Genomic DNA, 4,609 nt, shown 5'->3' with positions numbered 1-4,609 from the left:
CTATTCACTCGGGGTGCTGACTGTGCCGTCCGTGTATTCACCGAGTAGCTGCAGAAATGCCCGATCCAATACCTTTAAAAGACCACGAGAAGGAAACCCGGCTGGTCAACAAACGTTTGATCGCCTGCGCCGTGTTCGTGGCCATGCTGAGCGTCGCTCTGGTGTGCCGCATGTACTTCCTGCAAGTCACCGAATTCGCCTATCACTCCACCATTTCCGAAAACAACCGTGTCCACGTCCTGCCGATTCCGCCCGAGCGCGGCCTGATCTTCGACCGCAACGGCGTCATTCTCGCCGACAACCGCCCCAGCTTTAACCTGACCATGACGCGCGAGCGTGCGGGTGACTGGCATGCGGTGATCGACACGCTGATGCAGATCCTCAACCTGCCGGACGAAGACCGCATCATTTTCGACAAAGCCATGAAAAACTCGCCGCACCGCTTCGTGCCGGTGACGCTGCTGTATGAGTTGACCGAAGAGCAGATCGCCCTGTTGGCGGTCAACCAGTTCCGTCTGCCGGGCCTGGACGTCGAGGCGCAGTTCGTTCGTCATTACCCGCTGGCAGAGCATTTCGCGCACTCCATCGGTTACGTCGGGCGGATCAACGAGAAGGAAGCGACCCAGCTCGATCAGGTCGAATACCGCGGCACGCAGTCCATCGGCAAGACCGGCGTGGAGCGCTTCTACGAGAGCGAGCTGCACGGCCATGTCGGCTATGAAGAAGTAGAAACCAACGCGCAAGGCCGTGTGCTGCGCGTCCTCAAGCACACCGATCCGGTGGCAGGCAAAAACATCACCCTGAGCCTGGACATCAAGCTGCAAGAGGCGGCTGAACAGGCGCTCGGGGATCGTCGCGGGTCGGTGGTGGCCATCGATCCGGCCACCGGCGAAGTGCTGGCGATGGTCAGCAAGCCCAGCTTCGACCCGAACCTGTTCGTCACCGGCATCAGCTTCAAGGAGTATTCGGCGCTGCGCGACTCGGTCGACCGACCGCTGTTCAACCGCGTGCTGCGCGGGTTGTACGCGCCGGGGTCGACGATCAAGCCGGAAGTGGCGATTGCCGGCCTCGACAGCGGCGTCGTCACGCCTTCGACGCGGGTATTCGATCCGGGCTACTTCCAGCTGCCGGACTTCGATCACAAGTACCGCAACTGGAACCACAGTGGTGACGGCTGGGTGGACCTGAACGCGGCGATCATGCGCTCCAACGACACCTATTTCTACGACCTGGCGCACAAGCTGGGCATCGACCGTCTGCACGATTACCTGACCATGTTCGGCATCGGCCAGAAGGTCTCGCTGGACATGTTCGAAGAGTCGGCGGGCCTCATGCCGTCCAAGGAATGGAAGCGCATCACCCGGCGTCAGGCGTGGTTCCCGGGGGAAACCGTGATCCTCGGCATCGGCCAGGGCTATATGCAGGTCACGCCGCTGCAACTGGCGCAGGCGACGACGCTGATCGCCAGCAAAGGCATCTGGCACCGTCCGCACCTGGCCAAGGAAATCGGCGGCGTGTCGCCGGTGGACGAGCACCCGATGCCAAACATCGTGCTGCGTGATGCTCACGAATGGGATCAGGTCAATAACGGCATGCAGGCGGTGATGCATGACCCGCGTGGCATCGCCCGGGCGGCGGCCCAGGGTGCCCAGTACCGCATCGCCGGCAAGAGCGGCACCGCGCAGGTGGTGGCGATCAAGCAGGGCGAGCGCTACAACCGTGACAAGACCCTGGAACGCCATCGTGACAACGCCTTGTTCGTCGGCTTCGCGCCGGCGGCCAACCCTAAGATTGTCGTCGCGGTGATGATCGAGAACGGCGAGGCCGGTGGGCGTGTCGCGGGTCCTGTGGTGCGGGAGATTCTCGACGCCTGGTTGCTCGATCAGGACGGCCACCTGAAACAGCAATACGCGACGCCGAGCGCAACGCCGATCAACCCGAAAGTGCAGATCGCGGCCCCCAACAAGGCCGTGGCACAGCCGCCGGTGTGAGGGCTGGCGGCGCATTGCCCGGGCAAACGCGTTCGCCAGCCAGCCGCGCGTGCTGTATCCAGCCCATGGCCGAGCCGCTTGTACTGAACTGTCCCGGGCGCCATGGGTCGATTTGAGACCACGCGTATTGTCTATTCCGGCCTTGCGCGCCCATTCGACTCGACAAGGAATTTGCCCCATGTCCAGCAGAACCATCGCCGACTACCTCGCCCAAACCCTCGCCGCAGCCGGGGTTTCGAAGATCTGGGGCGTCAGCGGCGACAGCCTGAACGGGCTGACCGACAGCCTCCAGCGTCTGGGCAAGATCAAATGGATGCACACCCGCCACGAGGAAGTGGCGGCCTTCGCGGCAGGCGCGGAAGCGGCCTCCACCGGCAAGCTGGCGGTCTGCGCAGGCAGCTGTGGCCCGGGCAATCTGCACTTGATCAACGGCCTGTATGACTGCCACCGCAGCGGTGTGCCGGTCCTCGCCATCGCTGCGCAGATTCCGTCTTCCGAGATCGGCCTGAATTACTTTCAGGAAACCCACCCCACCGACCTGTTCAAGGAGTGCAGCCACTTCGTCGAAACGGTCAGCACCCCCGAGCAGTTCCCCCGCGTGCTGGAGCGGGCGATGCGCGCGGCCATCAGCCAGCGCGGCGTTGCGGTGATCGTGATTTCCGGCGACGTCGCCCTGAGCGCCGCGCCTGACATCAAACCCCAGTGGGTCGATCATGCGCCGGCCCGGGTGATCCCGGCAGAAGCCGATCTGCAGCGCCTGGTGGAGCTGCTGGACTCATCGAAGGCGGTGACCATCCTGGCGGGTGCCGGTTGCGCCGAGGCCCATGACCAAGTGGTCGCGCTGGCCGAGAAACTCTCCGCCCCGGTGGTGCATGCTCTGCGTGGCAAGCAGTACATCGAATACGCCAATCCCTTTGACGTTGGCATGACCGGGTTGATTGGCTTCAGCTCCGGCTATCACGCAATGATGGCGTGCGACACGCTGGTGATCCTCGGCAGCAGCTTCCCGTATCGCAACTTCTATCCGGAGAAGGCCAAGGTCATCCAGATCGACATCGACCCGACCGCCCTTGGCCGTCGCGTGCCGGTGGCCCTCGGTCTGGCAGGCGGCATCGCCGAAACCCTGGACGCCGTGCTGCCGCGCCTGCAAGCGCACACCGACCGCAAGTTCCTCGACAAGGCGCTGGATCACTACGCCAAGTCCCGTGAAGAACTCGATGAACTGGCCACGCCGTCGGGTCATGGCGAGCCCATTCACCCGCAATACCTGACGCGACTGGTCGATGCCTATGCCGACCCGGACGCGATCTTCACCATCGATGTGGGCACGCCGACTTTGTGGGCGGCGCGCTACCTGACCATGAACGGCAAGCGCTCGCTGCTTGGCTCGTTCAATCACGGCTCCATGGCTAATGCAATGCCCCAGGCATTAGGCGCCAAGGCGGCATTCCCTCAGCGGCAGGTGGTGGCGCTGTGCGGCGATGGCGGTTTGTCGATGCTGATGGGCGACTTGCTGTCGATCCGCCAGTTGAACCTGCCGATCAAGCTGGTGGTGTTCAACAACAGTTCGCTGGGCTTCGTCGCCATGGAGATGCAGGCCGGCGGCTATGTGCCCCATGACACTGATTTCGACAGCACCAGCTTTGCCAACATCGCCATCGGCGCCGGTATCCTCGGGATTCGCGTCGAGGACTCGGCCGACCTGCCCAACGCGCTGAAAAAAGCCTTCGAACACCCGGGCCCGGTGCTGGTAGACGTGGTCACGGCCAAGCAAGAACTAGGCTTGCCGCCGAAGATCAAGCTCGCTCAAGCGAAGGGTTTCAGCCTGTTCATGCTCAAAGCCATCATGAATGGCAAGGCTGACCAGGTACTGGAACTGGCAAAGACCAACCTTCGCTGATACCACGCAGGACCGGCTCCAGTCGTGAAGGCGTCAGTTGATACAGCACAAAGGTGAGGGTGTTCTCACGGGCTCTTTCCCGGCTAAAGCCGGTCCCACAAATAGATCGCGTACCGACAGTGGGACCGGCTTTGGCCGGGAAGGCGTCAGTGGATACACCGCAAAGGTGATGGGTTCTCACTGGCTCTTTCCGGGCTAAAGCCGATCCCGCAAATAGGTCGCGTACCGACAGTGGGACCGGCTTCAGCCGGGAAGGCGTCAGTTGATGCACCACCAAGGTGAGGGTGTTCTCACGGGCTCTTTCCCGGCTAAAGCCCGTCCTACAAATAGGTCACGTACCGACTGTGGGACCGGCTTCAGCCGGGAAGGGGACATGCGTTGCAGCTCTGGCTTTGGCCGCCTTTTTTTGCCCCCTGATTGCACATTCTTCCTTCCCTCTGCACCACCCTGAATCACGAAAACTCCTCTCCGAAAATCGCTCGAAATAAGCGTTGTAAGCTCAGGAAAAGCGATGTTATGTTGCTAACATCCTGTAGCAAAATGACCCTTGGGTAACATTTCCACGGCTCACGCTACCCGGCGCCATCAGCGGAACTCCAATGGACAAGTCGCCCTTCCTCGACGCACTCGAACAACGGTTCAGCGATCTGACGCCGACCGGCAAGCGCATCGCCGGCTACTTGTTGGCCAATCCGCAGAAGCTGCCTTTCGAGACCGC

General features: G+C 62.1%; 2 protein-coding genes and 1 pseudogene. All 3 read left to right on the top strand.

Annotation, left to right across the window (positions count from 1 at the left end):
- The first annotated feature begins 56 nt into the window (after nucleotides 1-56).
- Entirely contained in the window at nucleotides 57-1,991 is a 1,935-nt protein-coding gene (gene mrdA / locus VF672_RS20755) for a penicillin-binding protein 2 (RefSeq protein ID WP_331106406.1), read from the top strand.
- 178 nt (nucleotides 1,992-2,169) lie between these two features.
- Entirely contained in the window at nucleotides 2,170-3,891 is a 1,722-nt protein-coding gene (gene poxB / locus VF672_RS20750; RefSeq protein ID WP_331106405.1) for a ubiquinone-dependent pyruvate dehydrogenase, read from the top strand.
- Nucleotides 3,892-4,490: 599 nt separating this feature from the next.
- Nucleotides 4,491-4,609 (top strand): annotated as a pseudogene (locus VF672_RS20745) (MurR/RpiR family transcriptional regulator); the annotation flags it as partial.

It is taken from the genome of Pseudomonas sp., assembly GCF_036387035.1.
Classification (GTDB): Bacteria; Pseudomonadota; Gammaproteobacteria; order Pseudomonadales; family Pseudomonadaceae; genus Aquipseudomonas.
This window is presented reverse-complemented; position numbering and strand designations above follow the sequence as displayed.